Source organism: Microcoleus sp. A2-C3 (genome assembly GCF_036706065.1).
In the GTDB taxonomy this organism is placed as follows: Bacteria; Cyanobacteriota; Cyanobacteriia; order Cyanobacteriales; family Microcoleaceae; genus Microcoleus.
Genome location: NZ_JAUBVX010000015.1, coordinates 21,784 through 40,139, shown reverse-complemented (window position 1 = coordinate 40,139; position 18,356 = coordinate 21,784). Strand labels below are relative to the sequence as shown.

Sequence of the window (18,356 nt, the reverse complement as noted above, 5' to 3'; positions counted from 1 at the left end):
CTTCGCGGTTCGTTTAAAAAAAATCCAAAATCAATATGAGTTACTGCCTAAATCCAGAATGTCAAAAACCCGAAAACCCCAACACCGCAGAACATTGCTTAAACTGCGGCTTTAACCTATTGCTAAGACAGCGATATCGCCCGATTCAACTCATAGGTAGAGGTGGATTTGGCAAAACTTTCCTAGCAATTGATGAAGACATCCCATCGCACCCCCGCTGTGCAGTAAAGCAATTTTATTTTCACGATCGCGATCCAAAAATATTCAACAAAGCCCTTGAATTATTCCACCAAGAAGCCATCCGTTTAGACGAGCTCAAACACCCACAAATTCCCAAATTATTAGCCTGCTTTGAACAAGAACGCCAGATTTATTTAGTTCAAGAATTTATAGACGGGCCGACTCTCAAACAAGAATTAGAGGAGAGTGTATACGATGAAAATAAAATTTGGCAACTGCTGCAAGACCTATTACCCGTGCTGCAATTTATCCACAATAGCCACGTCGTTCACCGCGACATTAAACCAGAAAATATTATCCGCCGCCAATCTAACAATAAACTTGTATTAATTGATTTCGGCATTGCTAAACTGCTGACTGATTCAGCCCTACTCCGTCCAGCAACGCTCATCGGCAGTCAAGATTATATAGCTCCTGAACAAATGCGTGGTAAAGTATTTCCTGCTAGTGATCTTTACAGTTTAGGTGTTACTTGCGTTCGCCTAATGACGCAAGTTCCGCCGTTGGATATGTATGACTGCAACACTGAACGCTGGTGGTGGCGCGACTTTCTCCCGAAAGGCACGAGTATTAGCAACGAGTTAGGTGAAATTTTAAATAAATTGCTGCAAACTCATCTTTGTCAACGCTACAGTTTTGCGTCGGAAGTTTTGCAAGATATCAATGCAGTTTTAGATGTTCGCCCTCAAGATTTACTTTTGCCGAAACAGCCGTTAGCAAAGCCCTCGCAGAGGATCGCCCCTACGATCATTGATAGCCCTAACTCAGATAATCTCACCGCGCCACCAACTCCTAATTTTCTGATTTCACCGACCAAAACTGCGGCTAATTCGCCAGAAAGTTTTTATTTATCTGTTACTTCTAATTTCGTTCCGACTATGACTTCTGCACGGGCAGTTGATTATACCAAACTACGGGATTGTTTGTCAAGCAAAAAGTGGAAAGAAGCCGATCGCGAAACTTGGACAGTCATGTGTCAATCTCTCTCGCTAGAACCGGGAACTCCGTTAGAAATCAGCCAAATTTACAAGTTACCGTGCCCAGATTTGCAAACAGTCGATCGCCTGTGGCTACATTATAGTCAAGGTCGGTTTGGTTTCAGTGTCCAAAAGCAAATCTACGAAAGCGTTAAGGGAGATTATATCCGATTTTGCGATCGGGTAAACTGGCCGAGATACAACTCTGCTATCGCTTCAGGACAAATTAAATTTACTCAAAAAGCACCAATCGGACACCTCCCGTCTCGCAGTTGGGTGGGCGGCATTCAGTGGGTGCGACACCTCGATGCCCTGTCAGCAAAATTAACCGAGTGCAACAATAATGAGCCTGCTAAATCGTAATCTTGTGTACCAAATAACTAAGTAAAATTTTATATTTTAAATCTACCTGAAAGCAGAGAAATGGCTCCCGCTAGATGTATCCAGCGAGCGAGGTTCGAGGTTCTCGCTTGTCGCACAATGGATGCTGAAGGTAAACACAGATACAAGTCGGCAATCTGGCGACTGTAACAACCGAACTAAAGAGAGGTATCGATCGATGTTTTTTCACAAAAAACAATTAATGGCTGCGGTGACTGTAGACGAAGCCAACCCCCGTTTTGCTCAATTGCTGCTAGAACAGTTTGGCGGAGCCACCGGAGAACTGACAGCAGCTCTGCAATACTGGGTGCAGTCTTTTCACTGTGAAAATGCAGAGATTAAGGATATGCTCCAAGATATTGCGATCGAAGAATTCAGCCACTTAGAAATGGTGGGCCAACTCATCGAAATGCACACCAAAAACGTTGATCAAACAGATGCTTACAAAAGCACTTTGTTTGCGATACGTGGTGTAGGCCCGCACTTGTTGGACAGCCAAGGTCAAGCTTGGACAGCAGCTTATATCAACGAAGGCGGGGATGTGGTGCGCGATTTGCGCGCTGATATCGCTGCGGAAGCAGGAGCTCGCCAAACCTACGAAGAATTGATTAAACTAGCGCCGGATGCCGGAACCAAAAAGACACTGCACTTCTTGCTAACTCGGGAAATTTCCCACACTCAAATGTTCATGAATGCTCTGCAATCAATGGGCAAACTTACCGATCCGCTGTTCGGAAATATCGCGCCAGATTCAACAGTAGATTTGTTCTTTAACTTGTCTAGTGATGGCAAGGACAAACCCAATGCTTTGAATTCTGAACCTACTTTCAAGTACGTCGCCGATCCTGAACCCAAAGGTTAATCAAAATATTCGGCAACTTATATCCCCTACTTCTTATAGAAGTAGGGGATATCGTTGTTATGTTTTTTTAGGAATTTAGGCTCCCAGATGTTAGAATTATTCAACATCATCGACCCTTAACATCAAATCCCTATTGAAATTGCGATCGACCTATTTATTAGTTTCCCACGGCAGCCGCGACCCCAGACCCCAAATCGGTTTGGAAAACCTAAGTCAACTGCTGTCTCAAAAATTGCCTGACTCGTTCCCCGCAGTCGCCACCGCCACCCTAGAACTCGGCCCCGCGCCACTCCACGAACAAATTTGCAGTTTTGGCGAACATACCCTGTCGCTGGGACTGACAGAATTGCAAATCCTGCCCGTATTTTTATTACCGGGAGTTCACGTCGCCGAAGACATACCCGCAGAGGTGGAAATTGCCCAAAAAATTTTTGGTTCCCGGTTAAAAATAGAAGTGCGCCCGCATTTAGGTTCCCAGGAAGCGGGCTTAACAAACTTGCTGAAAACTCAGATGCAAGACGTAGCTTTTCTCCCCAATTTGCTATCCCCAAAATGGATTGTATTATCTCACGGCAGCCGCCGCCCCGGAGGTAACTCGACAGTCGAGGAAATCGCCAGCGAACTCAGTGCACAGACAGCTTATTGGTCGGTAAAGCCGAGTTTGGAAGAGCGAATTGACAGTTTAGTTCGTGGTGGACAGCAGCAAATCGGAATTGTGCCATACTTCTTATTTAATGGAGGAATTACAGATGCGATCGCCAAAAATGTCGCACAGCTAAAGCAGCAATTCCCTGCGGCGGAGCTTCATCTCGCAAATCCTCTAGGCGCAAGTGTAGAATTAGCAGACTTAATTCGGGATTTAATTCAAAAATGAATCGCAAAGACACAGAAGAGGTCAAGGAAGCAAGCAAAATGTCTTTAGGTAAAGTGTATTTGGTAGGTGCAGGGCCCGGAGACCCGGGTTTGATGACGTTAAAGGGAAAAGCTCTGTTAGAGTGTGCGGATGTCGTGATTTACGATGCTTTAGTCAGCCCTCAAATTTTGGCAGTAATCAATCCGCAAGCAGAACGAATTGATGCCGGCAAACGCAAAGGCCGTCACTCGTTAATGCAGGACGAAACAACTCAGTTAATGATCGAAAAAGCTCAAAATAATGCGATCGTAGTTCGTCTCAAAGGCGGTGATCCATTTATTTTCGGGCGCGGTGGCGAAGAAATGGAAGAGTTGGTAAAAGCTAGAGTTGCGGTGGAAGTCGTTCCGGGTGTAACTTCTGGGATTGCGGCCGCTGCTTATGCGGGAATTCCTCTCACACATCGATCGTACAGTTCGTCAGTTACCTTTGTCACCGGCCACGAATCAGCGGGAAAATATCGACCAGAGGTAAATTGGCAGGCGATCGCCCGTGGCTCCGAAACCATTGTAGTATACATGGGAATCCACAATTTGCCTTATATCATCGGCCAGTTAACAACAGCCGAATTGAGTGCAGAAACGCCCATAGCATTAGTGCGCTGGGGAACGCGGCCGGAACAAGAAGAATTGATCGGCACTTTGAGTACAATTGTAGAGCAAGTTGAGGTGGCTGGATTTTCCGCACCTGCGATCGCGGTAATCGGAAATGTCGTCAATTTACACTCAATATTGTCAGGCTGTCGGCCATATCAGGCGGCGGTTGAAACCGCGTCTACACAAACCATGTCCGCCTCCGCAGACTGAAGACGTACGGTTGAAACCACATCTACACAAACGATGTCCGCCTCCGCAGACTGAATAAAATAACTCAATTTTAACCGTCTTTGTCTTCAACCCGCGGAGGCGGGTTTTGTCTGGGTAGACGCGGTTTCAACCGTCGTCTCTTCTTAAATCCCCAGCCTAAAAACTTCGCTGTCAACTGTCAACTGTCAACTGTCAACTGTTAACGCGCCACCTGTCGCATATATTCCCCCCACAACTGAGCAGCATTTGCACTACCTCCGGCAGTCGGAGAATTATCATCATTTCCCAACCAAACTCCCGTCACCAGTTCCTGACTGGGAATATAACCGACAAACCACAAATCCTTATTATCATTAGTCGTGCCTGTTTTTCCAGCTTCTCCCAACCCCAAAGCAGCACTACTACCCGTACCTCCCCGGACAACACCTTGCAGCATATCAGTCATCGTATCCGCTACGGCTTCAGAAACTAACTGCCGATTAGCAACGCCATCTTTTTGATAGTCATAAATCACCCGACAACTTTTAAAATCATTTCGATCTTTGCAATCGCTGCTGTCAATAATTCGCTTGATCACATGGGGGCGATTGCCCAAACCCCGGTTCGCCAAAACCCCGAATGCACCCGTTAATTGTAATACGTTAACTTCACTTTCACCTAACACCAAACCAGGGGTAGAACGCAGTGGAGATGTAATCCCCAAACGTTTAGCCATCGCCACTACATTGTCTAAGCCGACATCTTGTGCGACTCTCAAAGCAATGGGATTTTCTGACTGTGCTAAACCCCGATACATATCAGCGCTACCGCTAGTTCTGGCACAGCCGCTGTAACTTTGTCCGCCCCAGGAAAGCGGCTCGCAAGAATAGGTCTTATTTGGTGATATTCCGCTTTCTAAGGCGGCTGTATAGGTGAAAATCTTAAATGTAGAACCGGGCTGTCTCAATGCTTGGGTGGCTCGATTAAATTGACTTTGCAAATAATCTACGCCGCCAACTAAAGCTAAAACTTCTCCAGTTTTAGTATTAAGAGTTACCACAGCTCCTTGAGAAAAACCTGCACTCGCTCCGGCATTTTCTACAGCATTTCTCAGGGAAGATTCAGCCACTTTTTGCAGACCGGGATTTAAGCCTGTTTCTACAATAAAATTGCCTTCTCTGGCTAACTGCGCCCCCAGCAAAAATTCTAATTCGTCAAATACATAACTGTAGAAATAAGGCGCGATCGTACTTTGCAGGTATTGGCGGGCTTTGGGATTGATGTCGATTCGCGATCGCCTCGCGCGATCGGCTTCTTCCTGAGTAACAGTCCCCATTGCGCGCATTCGTTCGATTACCCGATCGCGATATTGCACCGCCAACTGATAATTTTGAATCGGATTAAAACTGTTTGGCGCTGGCAAAATGCCCGCCAAAGTCGCTGCTTCCGACAAACTCAAATCCTTCGCCGACTTGCCAAAATAAAACAGAGACGCATCCTCAAAACCGTACAGGTCAATTCCCAAAAACACGCGATTCAAATAAGTCAGCAATAGCTCGTCTTTGCTGTAATAACTCTCCAGTTTCAAAGCAACTACGGCTTCCCGCAATTTGCGTCCGGCGGAATCTTGAGTTCCCACATAATCTCGAAACAAACTCCTCGCTAACTGCTGCGTCACTGTGCTGCCGCCTTCGCGAATTCCTCCGCCGCGCACGTTGGTCAACAGCGCGCGCAAAACCCCGATCGGATCTACACCCAAATGCCAATTGTAGCGGCTGTCTTCCGAAGCAAGTACCGCCTTGGATAAATAAGGCGAAAAATCCTGCAATCCCTTTAATTCTACGTGAGCGTTATTCTGCGGAGGGCGCAGGGGAGTTTGTCCGTCGCGGGCGTAAACTATCACGGGCCCGTTGATACTTCTCGGCAGAGGTCGTACTTGAAACTTGCTCGATTCAAAGCCGACCAAAATAGCGATCAAAGTGGTAATTCCGCTGACACCGTAAAAGCTGTAACGCAAAAATTCAAAATACCAAGGTGGCGGATCTATGTACTGAACTCTGACGGCGGCGGCAAGTTCCGGTGGGCCTAAGGTGAACACGTCTCCGTGACGCAGGGACATACTTTTAACTCGTCTTTTACCTCTGTAAATGCCGTTGGTAGAGTCTTCATCTTTGATCACAAACGGTGTTCGCCGTCGAGTATCTCGCGCCAGGGATAGGTGCACGTGACTGACAACGGGATTGCGAACTACAATATCAGAAACTTTGGACGATCGACCTAACAAATATCGATCGCCCAATAGCGGATAAACCTCGGCCTTTGCAGCGCCGGCATCTTGTACCCACAGTTCGGGTACTTTGGCATTCGGTTTGAGGGCTAGCTGGTTAAAATTAACCTTGGCAATAGTCTGGACTGCTTGGGTGATCGCACCCAAGACGGTTTGAGGTTTGCGGGGTGGCTGCGGTGGGGTCATATTTCGCTGTGGACTACGATCGAGCGATCGGCTCTTGCACCATTCTACTCGCAACTTTTGGCCAATTCCAAAAGCAGGCCCGATCAAGAAAAAATCGAGTTTTTATGGAGATATAGCCTTTCTCAGAAAGATCAGGTACGCGAACGGCATAGGGCATAGGGGATATGGCATAGGGCATAGGGCATGAGGCTCTCCTCACTTTTTTGAGAACCGCTATATCTTGAAAGAAACCCGGTTTCTCTAAAATTGCACCAGTGGCTCAGAAACCGGGTTTCTCATAAAATCTCGGTTGGGTGGCTAAATATCTCGAAAGAAACCCGGTTTCTTGTATATAAATTATCATAAAATTGCCAAAATCTTCCTTCTTCCTTCTTCCTGATGACTAATGACTAATGACTAATGACTATTGACTACTGACTACTGACTTCTTCCTTCTTCGTGATGACTACTGACTACTGACTAATGACTACTGACTACTGACTACTGACTTCTTCCTTCTTCCTTCTTCCTTCTTTTATAATTAAAACCCCCCTTTTTCAAGGGGGGTTTTAGGCGTAAAATACGCGAGATTCTCCTTACATCGAAGAACCCAAACCGGCATAAGCACCGTAGAAGAAAAGGCTGACAATGCTCAGAACACCGAGGCCTGCGACGGTAGCTACCAGCCACAAAGGAATTCTGCCACTTTCACTAAACATAGCGATTACCTCACTAATTCACAGCTAAACAAATTGGATTGAACCACAGAGATAAAACTCAAAAACCAGTTAATTAAAGAAATAACTGGAGAACAAAATACCCAGAGTAAAAATCAGCAACAGACCCAAATAAAGGGAAGTCCGATTTAACTCTACGGGCTGCTCGTTGGGATTAGGAACGCGCTCAGGCATTGTAAACTCCTATCGTTGAATAAATTGCATTGCTGCGATCGCGCCCAAAAAGAAAATTGTTGGGACACCTAAAGTATGAACTGCCAACCAGCGTACCGTAAAAATCGGATACGAAATTGGCTCATTGTTTGGCGTTCTGCTCGTCATTTTTCCAAATCCTTGTAAAATTACTTGCCAATGAACTGATCTACTTGTTTCTTAGCTTCAAAGCGATCCGAGATAATCGGCACTTCTTCCCGCTGCTCTGTGAAATACTGGTTAGGGCGAGGAGTTCCGAAAGCATCGTAAGCCAAACCCGTTTGCACAAACAGCCATCCAGCAATAAACAAAGCTGGAATGGTGAGGCTGTGAATTACCCAATAACGGATGCTTGTAATAATGTCCCCAAACGGACGTTCTCCAGTTGTACCAGACATTTAGATTCCTCCTTTCAACAACAAATCAACAGACAATCTCTATTACTATTCTACTATCAAGCAGCTTGCGCTGCACCTTGATATTTAAGTAGAGTGCCGCTCGCGCCAATCACAAATCCGCGATCGGGGCCCATGAAGACAATTTTGTAAAAATTAGCGGGAACATCCTCAACTTCGCGGTCTTTTTGCCAAGTTTTCCCGCCGTCCAAACTGCACAGCAAATTGCCGCCGCCGCCGGCTACCCAAACTTCATTATCAGTCCGGTAAGCCATATCTAGCAAACCCCAACTCGCCTTGCGATCGGGAAAAAACGGTTTTCCCCAACCTTCAGCACTTTCGGGATCGCTAAACTGAATTTGACCGCCGCGGGCGAGCATCCACAAACGCCCGTCCTTCGTAAAGCCCATATTTTGTAGGCGACGAGAACTGTTACGGTTGTGAGGTTCCCAAGCATTTTGTCCTGGTTTCCACACGGAGTAGAAATTGCCCTTTGAGGATACCGCAACATACTGCCCGTCTTCTGAACGGTTGATATTGCGAACTACCCCAAAGGAATCCTGGACAATCGCTTTCCAATTTTTGCCGCCGTCAGAAGTGCGGTAAATGGCGCCTACATCCGTCGTCATGTCAGCCGTATTTGGGCCAATAGCTGCGATCGTACTGGGAGAACCCGGTAACTGAGCACTCAAAGCAATCCGCGTCCAAGACTTGCCCTCATCGGTAGTGTGGAGCAAAACCGAAGGCTGCCCGACTATCCAGCCTTCGGAACCGGAAAAACTCACCGACGAGAAACGCGATCTCGGCTCGTCTATATCCAGTGCGATCGGCTTCCAGTTAGTCCCGCCGTCGATCGTTTCAAACAGAGTCGCCTCCGAACCAACAACCCAGCCGTGCTGATCGTTGCCCGTAAAGGCAATATCCTGCAAATTAGCGGACGTAGGCAAGGAAATCACCTGCCAAGGGTTGTAACTCACAGAACCGATCGTGCTGCAACTCGTACAGATGAGTGCAGCCGCCAATAACATTACAATTCGTTGCCAAAATCTCACAATCGTTTTACTGCAAACCATACATACTAAGTAAAAACAAGAAACCAACGACCAAGCCGCCAAAAATCAGCAAACTTTTCTGACCTTCGGTCATGCCGTTGACACCGACACCGTAACGCTGATTTGCCTTAAACCCCGACACCCCTTCCAGCAGGCCGAGATTTTGAAACACTGACTTGCGCCCCGCACAAACGGGACAAACCCAAGTTAGGGGCAAATCTTCAAAAGCCGTGCCAGGGGCAATGTCATTTTTAGGATCGCCCTTTTTCGGATTGTAGACGTAGCCGCAGGCGCGGCACTCGTGCCGATCGAGGGTCTTAGTCTCAGTGGCTCGATCGCTCATAGCTCAAAAGAGTAGGTCAGCTAATCTTAAAATATACATTAAAGAGTGTAGCAGTTCTTAGGACTAAACCATATAGGGTTGCAGAAAGCGTATAGGTAAATATAGCTAAATATAGTGTTCTTATTTGTCAATAAAAACAATAAATGAGAATGTAACGAGAGAGTGAAAATAGAGGGAATAGGGTAGGGTGGGTAGTGAGTAAATCAGAAAATAGGCACAAAAAACCCCGCCGGGCTAGGGCGGGTAGTAAGTAGGTTGTACTGGGTAGGGTTAGATGCCTGCAAAACTTACATCAGGGTTAACCCCTAAATAGTGTTTCTGGATAACCTCTACACTATTGCCGCACGCTGTAGCCAGCAAGAATAAGTCAGTACCTGCGTGTGCCTGTAGGCTTATGAACGTATGACGGCAGCTATAAAAAGGCAGATACCCGCTGATTAAGCCATCACTAACTAACTGAGATACAATGCCGGGGTATTTATACCTAATATCCCCTCTGGTGTTTACACTTTCTGTCCATAGGGTGTAAGCATTACCAGTATCCCAGCCCTTGCCATTTAACTTAGTAAATACTAAATCGTTAGGCTGTGCGTTTTCGGGCTTGATTCTTAACAAAAGTTCCCTTAGTTTAGGGTACATTTTAAAGATGCGTATATCACCTGTTTTCGTCTTCTTTGTTACCTTAGATTGCCCGTCATAACTGCGACTAAAAACGATATTGTTTTTCTCTTCACCTCGGAAGCAATCACGCCAACGCAAAGCAAACGCCTCACCACTACGACAACCTGTTAGAAAACGGAATTCGACTAAGGGAGCCATTTGACGTGGTGATGCGTTTTTATGCTTGTAAAAAGCATCAATGATCGTGTCACGTTCCTCTTTTGTAAAGGCACGTCGATCGCGCTCTTCGGCGTCTGATTCATTGTCGGGTATATCCCACCATTCTCGCTCTGTACCGTCCGCATTGATAATTGGTTGGTAGATATCCGTTGTATTTTCAACTTTGTTTTCGAGAATAAACGGGTTTTTTGTTAGCTGAGTTTTGCCTTGATACTGTAGTCTGGTAAAGGCTTCTGATAAGGCGGCTAGCGTTCGTTTTGAGTAATTATCAGTGATGTTGAGCGATGTCACCATATCGGCATTTACATCCAATAGAACCTTGTCAGCTATCCCTTTACCCGTATCTAAAAGCTTTCTTTCGATTGAATCCCAAACCAAACCTTTAATTGTGTTGGTAAAAATTCCTGCGTGTTGCTTTAGAAAGGTAGTTGCTTGCAATTGCGGGCGCTTCCACTCTAAGTAGTCCTCCCACATTGCACCCACCGTCAACTCGGCTTCCGCCTCTGGGATAGGCGCTGCTAACTGTAAAGCTGCGTACTGTGCTTTTAGTCCGTACTTGGCAAACGTAGGGTCAAACAACTGATCCCAGTCGGGGTGTAGCAAATCGTTTTCGATCCGAAAGGCGATCGCTTCTGCCCGTTGACGATTCTCAGGTGTATCCTTCATCCCTAACGGTTGATACTTGCGCTTCCCACCAAAAATGGGGTTGTACCGAGTGCTGAACTGTAGTCTGAGAGATTCTCTATCAGCCTGTACTTTCACGGTGTCAGCGGTGCTGTTGCTGTTTTTTGCGTACATAGTATTTATTTGTCAAGGTACGGTGTAGTAAGCTTTTCACCTCCTAGCAACCTACTATCACAGCTTACTGGTTTTGTGGAATATTACAACATACGCATAGCGTGAACAAAGGTTATAGCGTGACCAGCCGGGTTATGCTATCAAGATTAAAAAATATTGCAGAAGATGGACGATTAATCTCAACCAATTCGTAATTCTAGCTACGCAAAATCTATATAATGTAAAGATCGAGTTACAAACCCTTTCACAGAGGCAGTAATCATTCACCGTGTTTGCACTTAGCGGCTACGAGTATTTCTTAGGCTTCCTGTTAATTTCGAGCCTAGTGCCTATCCTCGCCCTCACGGCGTCTAAGGTACTACGGCCCAAAAGTCGTCCCTACGACCGACGTACTACCTACGAATCTGGCGTCGAGCCGATCGGCGGAGCCTGGATTCAGTTCAACATCCGATATTATATGTTCGCCCTAGTCTTCGTCATCTTCGACGTAGAGACCGTCTTCCTCTATCCTTGGGCGGTAGCTTTCAACCAGCTAGGACTCTTGGCTTTCATCGAAGCCTTGTTTTTCATCACGATCCTCGTTATTGCTCTTGTATATGCATGGCGCAAAGGAGCCTTAGAATGGTCTTAAGTTCAGACACATCACAAAAATCGCTAATTGTCAATCCGGCAGAGCGTCCGCAAGTCACATCCGAATTATCCGAGAACGTCATCCTAACTACGGTTGATGACATCTATAACTGGGCGAGACTTTCGAGTCTGTGGCCACTGCTTTACGGTACGGCTTGCTGCTTCATCGAATTTGCAGCTTTAATTGGATCGCGCTTCGACTTCGACAGATTTGGTCTAGTACCGCGATCGAGCCCCCGGCAAGCCGACTTGTTAATCACCGCCGGTACAATTACCATGAAGTACGCCCCCATCTTGGTGCGGCTGTACGAACAAATGCCTGAACCCAAATACGTGATCGCGATGGGCGCTTGCACCATCACCGGCGGAATGTTCAGCGTAGACTCGCCCACAGCAGTCAGAGGCGTTGACAAACTGATTCCCGTAGACGTGTACATCCCCGGTTGTCCTCCCCGTCCAGAAGCGATTATTGACGCAATTATCAAACTGCGGAAAAAAATCGCCAACGATTCGATGCAGGAACGTGGCAACTTGCTACCCACCCACCGCTACTACACCAGACCCCACAAAATGAAAGTAGTAGATGACATTTTGGACGGCAAGTATTTGTCAATTCCCGGCCGGATAGCCCCACCGAAGGAATTGACGGAAGCAATGGGAATGCCCGTACCGCCCGCCCTGCTTGCAGGACAAAAACAGGAGGTACAACGTGGCTGAGACAGAAACTTCGATTGTTGAAGCTGGGAAGGTTTCTCAGTGGTTGACTCAGAATGGCTTCGATCACGAAGCTTTGGCGGCCGATAATTTGGGCGTTGAGATATTAAAGGTCGATCGAGAATTCCTAATTCCGATGTCAACAGCGCTGTACGCCTACGGGTTCAATTATATGCAGTACCAGTGCGCCTACGACCAAGGCCCTGGAGAAGATTTAGTCAGCGTCTACCACTTGGCTAAGCTGACAGATAATGCTTCCCATCCCGAAGAAGTCCGCGTCAAAGTATTTATCCCCCGCGAAGATCCGAGAGTACCATCAGTGTACTGGATTTGGAAAGCAGCAGATTTCCAAGAGCGGGAATCCTACGATATGTACGGCATTGTCTACGAAGGACATCCGAATCTGAAACGGATTTTGATGAACGAAGATTGGGTAGGCTGGCCGCTGCGGAAAGATTACATTTCCCCTGATTTCTACGAATTGCAAGACGCTTATTAATAGAGTTTTGAGTTTTTAGCTCAAAATACAGTTGGTTATTTTGCACCCACTTCTTTGAGGAGTGGGTACATTTTTTTTGTGCGTTTTTTTTTGAAATGTCGATCAAAATTTTTTGGGATATGATGAAAGTGTACCCATCACCTTGTCATATTTTTAATGTCTGCTTATGCCCAAAAAGATTAGAGAACTCAAAAGCCTGTTGCTAAAAGCTGGGTTTACTTATCGTTCGGCAAAAGGCAGTCATACAAGATGGGTTCATCCTTTACTACCTAATGAACCAATTACCATTGCTGGAAAAGATGGCGATGATGCGAAACTGTATTTAGAGAGAGAAGTTAATCGAAAAATTGGAATATTGAAAGCAATTGAAGAAGAGGAGTCTGAATCATGAAATTACCTTATATAATTGTTATTCAATGGTCAAATGAAGATAACTGCTACCTAGTTCACTTACCTGATTTTCCATCTCAGCAGTTCCACACTCACGGAGATACCTACGAAGAAGCTTTGCAGAATGCAGTGGAGGTATTAGAGCTTTTAGTTGAAGAATATCAGGCAGATGGTAAATCTCTCCCAGCACCTAAAACTTTAGTACAAAACTTGCTGTTTGCTTGAGCATAGATTTGAAGTCATTGAGCATGGTTCGGAGATTCCGAGATTAACAACCTGCTATTCTTTGTAGTGCGTGGAGGTAATAAGAGTGGCAAAGAATACAATTAAATTACTAGATGTCGTTGCATTGACAGTTGACATTCCTGAATACAACCTGTGGCGCGGACAAGTTGGGACTGTGGTTGAACTGTTGGCTGATGGTGCAGCGTTTGAGGTTGAATTTAGCGATCGCAACGGACGTACTTATGAGTCTGTCGGGCTACATCCAGAGCAAATCATGGTGTTGTACTTTGAGCAAGCATCACCCGATTTCAAACCCGAAATGGTTACAGCATAAGCGACACAACAACTTGCAGATTTTATTAAAAATTGGATTTCAGGTTGATAAGTGAAATAGCTAATAAACCTGCAATCTTTAATGATACCGTTTAATGGTTCAGCAAATTAAATAATCTGGTGGTTCATCAAAATGACGATTCTGACCGTAGAAATTCTTTGTTCTGAGGCAGCAATATTTTCAGCCGCCGAGTCTCAACATCCAGAACCTCTGCTTTACGGAGTCACAGACGGAAAGGCTATTGGGACATATTTAGAACAAAAGTTCAAACTGTATCTCAAGCTGCAATATGAATTTTTAGAAGGAAATTCAGCAAGCGGCATCGATTTTCCCGGGCTACTTGTGGATGTCAAGGTAACAAGCGTTAGACAACCACAATCCTCATGCCCTTTTAAATCTGCAAGACAAAAGATTTTTGGGCTGGGATATTCACTGATTATCTTTGTTTACGAAAAGACAGACAACAGTACAAATCGAACTGCAACGCTGAATATTCTGCATACAATTTACGTAAGTGCCGAAAGAACAGCAGATTTTCAAATGACCCGTGGGATTCACAATATTTTAGATAACGAAGGCAACAAAGATGATTTGCTGGCTTTTTTGCTTGACAAAAATCTACCAGTTGACGAAATTGAGGCAGATAAAAATGCAAGCGAAATAATGACAAATCCGCCACTACAGGGTTTTTTAACCATTTCTAATGCGTTACAATGGCGACTTCAATATGGCAGAGTAATTGAGCGTGCCGGACAACAAGACGGCGTTATCGCAGTGTATAGATTTAACTCATGATTTCCACAGTTCGCAAAACAAAACTAGAATACGGAGATTTTCAAACACCCCCAGAATTAGCTGAAATGGTGTGTAGAAAATTGATAGAACTTGATATTAACCCCAAAATCATCATTGAGCCAACTTGCGGTATAGGTAATTTCATTCAAGCTGCTGCAAATTCCTTTCCATCCGCCAGCAAGATTATCGGCGTTGAAATCAATCAAATTTACTTAACAGAATTACGAGCCCAAGATCAATTGTTACAGGATCAGAGATGTGAGGTTAAGCACGGAGATTTTTTTGAGTTTGACTGGACATCATTAATAAAGCAATTTAATCATCAGGTGTTGGTACTTGGTAACTTTCCTTGGGTGACAAACTCACGCCAAGGAACTATTGGTAGTGAAAATTTGCCTAAAAAAAGTAATTTTCAAAATCACGCTGGCTTAGATGCACTCACAGGTAAAAGTAATTTTGACATCTCAGAATGGATGCTAATTAAAGCAATTCATTGGTTGCAAAATCGTGACGCAACTCTGGCAATGCTTTGCAAAACTTCCGTTGCTCGAAAGTTATTGAACTACATTCATTCAAAAAAACTTAATCTCGCTAGCTGTGCAACTTACAAAATAGATGCTAAAAAATATTTTGATGCAAATGTGGATGCCTGTCTGTTAGTCTGCCAGTTTGACTCAAGCTCGCAGAACTACTTCTGCGATGTATTTAGCAGTTTAGAAAGTTCAGACTCCCACCGCATAGGCTATCAAAATAATCTTCTAATTAAAGATATAGATTCTTTCAACAAGTTGAGTAATTTATATGCTGTCAAGTCAGGTACGAAATGGCGATCGGGCGTAAAGCATGACTGCTCGAATGTGATGGAGTTTCGTAAAATTGATAATCTTTTTGTCAATGGATTTGGGGCAACTGTCGAACTTGAGGAAACTTATCTATTTCCGCTACTTAAAGGCTCGGATGTCGCTCAAAATCGGATTAATGCCACAAATCGCTATATTTTAGTAACTCAAAAATTTATTGGCGAGTCAACCGAATCTATAAGCCAGATAGCTCCTAAAACTGGGCGCTATCTCGAAAAATACGCACAATATCTAGACAATCGCAAAAGCAAGATTTATCAACATAATCCTCGCTTTTCTGTTTTTGGAGTTGGCGATTATAGTTTCAAATTGTGGAAAATAGCCATTTGCGGACTTTATAAAAAATTGGATTTCAGATTAATCGGTGCAATTGCTGATAAACCTGTAATTTTTGATGATACTGTTTATTTTCTCAGCTTTGAAGACGAAGGAATCGCACGTAAAACTTTTGAGCTTTTGAATTCACCTGCTGCAATTAGCTTTTATTCATCAATGGTGTTTTGGGATGAAAAGCGCCCGATCAAATCCAGCATTTTAAATTGTCTGAATCTAGCAAGGCTGGCAGATTCGGAATTTGTCACCCCAGAGGCACGCAGATAAACGCAGATAGAGATATAATTTATATTATCGGTAATTCTGAAAACCTATGACTCAAGCTTTACCTAAGCTCGTAAACTTCGAGGAATTTGTGGAGTCGCTGCCCGAAAATTCGGCGGTACGCTACGAACTGCATAATGGAGATATTGTTGAGATGGCACAACCAGTAGGCGAACACGAGGAAGTTAAAGGCTTTCTTACAATCGAAGTTTCCTTTGAAACCAAACGGCTGGGGTTGCCATACAGTATCCCAAACCAAGTGATAGTTAGGCCTCCTGAAAAAGATTCTGGTTATTTCCCTGATGTGTTGGTGCTGAATCGCGCAAATCTGGTGAACGAAACTTTATGGCAAAAACAGTCTATCCTCAGTTTGGGTGCATCGATACCTTTGGCGATTGAGGTTGTGTCAACCAATTGGCGCGATGATTATTATTGGAAATATGCCGATTATGAGGAGATGGGTATTCCTGAATATTGGATTGTGGATTATGCTGCGTTGGGCGGACGCAATTTTATTGGTAATCCCAAACAACCGACAATTTCTGTCTGTAACTTGGTTGATGGTGAATATCAAATCTTCAAGTTTCGAGAGAACGATCGCATTGTATCGCAAACCTTCCCCGATTTGAACCTCACAGCAAACCAGATTTTTCAAGCTGGTGCAGTATAAGCTAAATTACAATTTAGGCTTTCGGGCGGGCAGGATGCCCACCCCACAATAGCTTATATTGCTTACACTTAATCATTGCGTAAAGCTGCGATCGGATCTAAGCGAGCCGCATTCCGGGCCGGCAATACTCCTGCTAATAGCCCGACGGTAAAAGATAGCCCAAAACCGGCAGATATCGACCAGACAGAAACCACAAACGGAAATTTGAACGCTGTCGAGGCCCCAAAGGCGATCGCAATTCCCAACCCAATGCCCGCCGTTCCCCCCACTGTGGACACTAAAATAGATTCCGCCATAAATTGAATCAGAATTGCTGCATTAGTAGCGCCTACCGCTTTGCGAATCCCGATTTCCTTCGTGCGCTCCACAACAGACACCAACATAATATTAGCAATACCGATGCCGCCAACTACCAAAGAAATTCCGGCGATCGCTCCCACCATCACCGTAAATAAACCTATCACATTGCTGAAAGCATTAACGATCTCAGTTTGATTGACAACTCGAAAATCATCCGCTTGCGGCGGATAAATATTGTGGCGCAAGCGCAGGATATTTTCAACTTGAAATTGAGCGTCCGCTAAATCCGCTTCGCCGGCAGTTTCCAACCAAAAACCCGAAATCGCAATCCCGGCCAAAGAATTTCTCCCCACAATCCGCGAAGACATATTTTTGAGGGGAATATACACTCGATCGTCCTGATCGGTTCCCCCTACAGACCCCTTGGATTCCATCACTCCAATGACCTTGTAGCGGTTTCCCTGAATGCGAATATCGGAGGATAGCGCATTAGCTCCGACTCCAAAAAGTTCGTCCCGCACCTTAGAACCGAGGACGACTACTGGCTCAGCAGCATTCAATTCATCCTCAGTAAAAAACCGCCCTTGTTGGGGTTGAATGTTCTTCACATCTGGATAGTTTAAATCTGTTCCCAAAATCGCAGTAAATGAATTTTGTCCGCCGTAAACGACTTGGACTTGGCGCTGCAAATAAGCGGTAATTGCTTTGACTGCGGGAGCTTGTTTGCCGATCGCCCTAGCGTCATCCCAAGTCAGGGTAGTAGCAGAACCGCTTCCCTGACTGACACCGCCCGTTCGAGAAGCACCGGATAACACCAACAGCACATTTGTACCTAAAGATTTTAACTGTTCTTCTGTTGATTTTTGGACTCCTTGTCCTACTGAAGTAATGGCAATTACTGAAGATATCCCAATTATTACGCCCAGCATGGTTAAACTGGTACGCAATTTATTATTCCACAGCGCTTCTGTCGCCATGAATGCGATTTGAACGTTGGAGATTTTGTTGATGGCTGGGGGAGTCTTTAGTTTCATTAGGTGGTTGGGTATTGGTAATGTCTAGTTGGTGGGGATTAAGATTTTTTTTAACCGCAGAGAGCGCAGAGAGCGCAGAGGGAGATCGATAATTAATTGGTACGCAATTTATTATTCCACAGCGCTTCTGTTGCCATGAATGCGATTTGAATGTTTGAGATTTTGTTGATGGCTGGGGGAGTCTTTAGTTTCATTGGGTGGTTGGGGATTGGTAATGTCTAGTTGGTGGGGATTAAGATTTTTTTTAACCGCAGAGAGCGCAGAAAGCGCAGAGGGAGAGAAGAGGGAGATCGATAATTAATTGGTATGCAATTTATTATTCCACAGCGCTTATGTTGCCATGA

General features: G+C 45.0%; 22 protein-coding genes. 13 read left to right on the top strand and 9 right to left on the bottom strand.

Features of this window, described 5'->3' with window-relative positions; genetic code table 11:
- The first annotated feature begins 35 nt into the window (after nt 1-35).
- From QUB66_RS10915 to cobA, 4 genes are all read left to right on the top strand, one after another.
- On the top strand, nt 36-1,580 hold the full coding sequence (locus QUB66_RS10915) for a serine/threonine-protein kinase (protein WP_332967666.1): 1,545 nt from the start codon (nt 36-38) through the stop codon (nt 1,578-1,580).
- Nucleotides 1,581-1,776: 196 nt separating this feature from the next.
- Nucleotides 1,777-2,460, top strand: a complete 684-nt coding sequence (locus QUB66_RS10910) for a manganese catalase family protein (protein ID WP_265233888.1) — start codon at nt 1,777-1,779, stop codon at nt 2,458-2,460.
- A 133-nt stretch (nt 2,461-2,593) separates the two neighbouring features.
- Nucleotides 2,594-3,334, top strand: a complete 741-nt coding sequence (locus QUB66_RS10905) for a sirohydrochlorin chelatase (protein WP_442923289.1) — start codon at nt 2,594-2,596, stop codon at nt 3,332-3,334.
- Complete coding sequence (gene cobA, locus QUB66_RS10900) at nt 3,331-4,176, top strand: uroporphyrinogen-III C-methyltransferase (protein WP_265233766.1); 846 nt, start codon at nt 3,331-3,333, stop codon at nt 4,174-4,176. Before QUB66_RS10905 ends, cobA begins: the two co-directional genes overlap by 4 nt.
- A gap of 199 nt (nt 4,177-4,375) precedes the next feature.
- Here cobA and QUB66_RS10895 read toward each other — a convergent pair whose 3' ends face one another.
- The 8 genes from QUB66_RS10895 to QUB66_RS10860 all read right to left on the bottom strand — a co-directional run bounded on the left by QUB66_RS10895 (nt 4,376) and on the right by QUB66_RS10860 (nt 10,964).
- Nucleotides 4,376-6,628 carry a transglycosylase domain-containing protein gene (locus tag QUB66_RS10895; protein WP_332967667.1) on the bottom strand — a complete coding sequence of 751 codons (2,253 nt, stop codon included), beginning with the start codon at nt 6,626-6,628 and terminating at the stop codon, nt 4,376-4,378.
- Between the two features lie 575 nt (nt 6,629-7,203).
- Nucleotides 7,204-7,326 carry a photosystem II reaction center protein J gene (locus QUB66_RS10890; protein ID WP_006635506.1) on the bottom strand — a complete coding sequence of 41 codons (123 nt, stop codon included), beginning with the start codon at nt 7,324-7,326 and terminating at the stop codon, nt 7,204-7,206.
- Nucleotides 7,327-7,395: 69 nt separating this feature from the next.
- The gene (locus tag QUB66_RS10885; RefSeq protein WP_172190234.1) at nt 7,396-7,518 is read right to left on the bottom strand and encodes a photosystem II reaction center protein L; all 123 of its coding nucleotides are present in this window, start codon (nt 7,516-7,518) and stop codon (nt 7,396-7,398) included.
- Nucleotides 7,519-7,527: 9 nt separating this feature from the next.
- Entirely contained in the window at nt 7,528-7,665 is a 138-nt protein-coding gene (psbF, locus tag QUB66_RS10880; protein WP_006635504.1) for a cytochrome b559 subunit beta, read from the bottom strand.
- Nucleotides 7,666-7,685: 20 nt separating this feature from the next.
- On the bottom strand, nt 7,686-7,934 hold the full coding sequence (psbE, locus tag QUB66_RS10875) for a cytochrome b559 subunit alpha (protein ID WP_265233764.1): 249 nt from the start codon (nt 7,932-7,934) through the stop codon (nt 7,686-7,688).
- 56 nt (nt 7,935-7,990) lie between these two features.
- Nucleotides 7,991-9,004 carry a photosynthesis system II assembly factor Ycf48 gene (locus tag QUB66_RS10870; protein WP_265233763.1) on the bottom strand — a complete coding sequence of 338 codons (1,014 nt, stop codon included), beginning with the start codon at nt 9,002-9,004 and terminating at the stop codon, nt 7,991-7,993.
- Nucleotides 8,991-9,326 carry a rubredoxin gene (locus tag QUB66_RS10865; protein ID WP_265233762.1) on the bottom strand — a complete coding sequence of 112 codons (336 nt, stop codon included), beginning with the start codon at nt 9,324-9,326 and terminating at the stop codon, nt 8,991-8,993. Before QUB66_RS10865 ends, QUB66_RS10870 begins: the two co-directional genes overlap by 14 nt.
- 270 nt (nt 9,327-9,596) lie before the next feature.
- Nucleotides 9,597-10,964, bottom strand: coding sequence for a hypothetical protein (locus tag QUB66_RS10860; protein WP_265233761.1), 1,368 nt, complete (start codon nt 10,962-10,964; stop codon nt 9,597-9,599).
- A gap of 268 nt (nt 10,965-11,232) precedes the next feature.
- Between QUB66_RS10860 and ndhC the strand changes: the two genes are divergently transcribed.
- The 9 genes from ndhC (at nt 11,233) to QUB66_RS10815 (ending at nt 16,678) form a co-directional block, all read left to right on the top strand.
- On the top strand, nt 11,233-11,595 hold the full coding sequence (gene ndhC / locus QUB66_RS10855; protein WP_006635500.1) for a photosynthetic/respiratory NAD(P)H-quinone oxidoreductase subunit C: 363 nt from the start codon (nt 11,233-11,235) through the stop codon (nt 11,593-11,595).
- On the top strand, nt 11,586-12,311 hold the full coding sequence (gene ndhK, locus QUB66_RS10850; RefSeq protein WP_332967671.1) for a photosynthetic/respiratory NAD(P)H-quinone oxidoreductase subunit K: 726 nt from the start codon (nt 11,586-11,588) through the stop codon (nt 12,309-12,311). The genes ndhC and ndhK overlap by 10 nt, the downstream gene beginning before the upstream one ends.
- Nucleotides 12,304-12,807 carry an NAD(P)H-quinone oxidoreductase subunit J gene (locus QUB66_RS10845; RefSeq protein ID WP_332967672.1) on the top strand — a complete coding sequence of 168 codons (504 nt, stop codon included), beginning with the start codon at nt 12,304-12,306 and terminating at the stop codon, nt 12,805-12,807. Before ndhK ends, QUB66_RS10845 begins: the two co-directional genes overlap by 8 nt.
- 166 nt (nt 12,808-12,973) lie before the next feature.
- Nucleotides 12,974-13,198 carry a type II toxin-antitoxin system HicA family toxin gene (locus tag QUB66_RS10840; protein ID WP_265233755.1) on the top strand — a complete coding sequence of 75 codons (225 nt, stop codon included), beginning with the start codon at nt 12,974-12,976 and terminating at the stop codon, nt 13,196-13,198.
- The gene (locus tag QUB66_RS10835) at nt 13,195-13,422 is read left to right on the top strand and encodes a type II toxin-antitoxin system HicB family antitoxin (protein WP_332967673.1); all 228 of its coding nucleotides are present in this window, start codon (nt 13,195-13,197) and stop codon (nt 13,420-13,422) included. Before QUB66_RS10840 ends, QUB66_RS10835 begins: the two co-directional genes overlap by 4 nt.
- 85 nt (nt 13,423-13,507) lie before the next feature.
- Nucleotides 13,508-13,756 (top strand): DUF4926 domain-containing protein, encoded by a 249-nt coding sequence (locus tag QUB66_RS10830; protein WP_332967674.1) that lies wholly within the window; start codon nt 13,508-13,510, stop codon nt 13,754-13,756.
- Nucleotides 13,757-13,888: 132 nt separating this feature from the next.
- Complete coding sequence (locus tag QUB66_RS10825) at nt 13,889-14,551, top strand: restriction endonuclease (RefSeq protein WP_332967676.1); 663 nt, start codon at nt 13,889-13,891, stop codon at nt 14,549-14,551.
- Nucleotides 14,548-16,011 (top strand): class I SAM-dependent methyltransferase, encoded by a 1,464-nt coding sequence (locus tag QUB66_RS10820; protein WP_332967677.1) that lies wholly within the window; start codon nt 14,548-14,550, stop codon nt 16,009-16,011. The genes QUB66_RS10825 and QUB66_RS10820 overlap by 4 nt, the downstream gene beginning before the upstream one ends.
- A gap of 46 nt (nt 16,012-16,057) precedes the next feature.
- Nucleotides 16,058-16,678 carry a Uma2 family endonuclease gene (locus QUB66_RS10815; RefSeq protein ID WP_332967678.1) on the top strand — a complete coding sequence of 207 codons (621 nt, stop codon included), beginning with the start codon at nt 16,058-16,060 and terminating at the stop codon, nt 16,676-16,678.
- 68 nt (nt 16,679-16,746) lie between these two features.
- Here QUB66_RS10815 and QUB66_RS10810 read toward each other — a convergent pair whose 3' ends face one another.
- Nucleotides 16,747-18,012 (bottom strand): ABC transporter permease, encoded by a 1,266-nt coding sequence (locus QUB66_RS10810; RefSeq protein ID WP_332967679.1) that lies wholly within the window; start codon nt 18,010-18,012, stop codon nt 16,747-16,749.
- Between the last annotated feature and the right edge of the window lie 344 nt (nt 18,013-18,356).